Annotated in this window: 2 protein-coding genes; both read right to left on the bottom strand. The window is 65.0% G+C overall.

Annotated elements, in window-relative coordinates; genetic code table 11:
- Positions 1 to 304: pilus assembly FimT family protein (locus tag AB4Y92_RS25595; RefSeq protein ID WP_441822172.1), on the bottom strand; the 304-nt coding region annotated here is incomplete at its 3' end.
- Positions 301 to 494 (bottom strand): type II secretion system F family protein (locus tag AB4Y92_RS25590; RefSeq protein WP_441822171.1); only part of this gene is annotated, 194 nt, incomplete at its 5' end. The genes AB4Y92_RS25595 and AB4Y92_RS25590, both read right to left, overlap by 4 nt.

The following is a 494-nucleotide window of genomic DNA, read 5'->3' as shown; positions in this document are numbered from 1 at the left end:
GCGCCATATCGATGCTGGTACGGGGCGTCATTTGCGTTTCACCGATCACGGGTGAGGCGTAGGTACGCCGGTCCGCATCAATCAGGAAGAGCATGTCCCGGCTCTGCGCCATGGCTGCAGCGCGAGTAACGCGAAGCGCAGCCGCCAGGCGGGTCGCGTCGGCGGTCACCTGGGCCTGCGATGGCGTACGCCTGAGGAGAGGCGCAGCCATGGTCACGGCGAGGCTCAGGATGGCGAGGCCAATCAGCACCTCGATCAGCGTGAAGCCTGCATTGGCCGGTAGGACGCGTCCTGTGCCGGTCATCGCAACGCCAGTTCATTGATCGAGAGCACAGCCCCCATCACCGAGAAGATGATGACCGCGATCATGCCCGCAACGAAAATCGTGATGACCGGGGTCAGCGCCGCGAGCGCGCGAGAGGTCCGGACCTGTTCCTGGCGCTCGAGGATCACGGCTGCGCGCAGCAGCATGTCCTGCAAGCGCCCGCTTTCCT

Source organism: Lysobacter sp. TAB13, from assembly GCF_052113885.1.
Taxonomy (GTDB): Bacteria; Pseudomonadota; Gammaproteobacteria; order Xanthomonadales; family Xanthomonadaceae; genus Lysobacter; species Lysobacter gummosus.
This window is presented reverse-complemented; position numbering and strand designations above follow the sequence as displayed.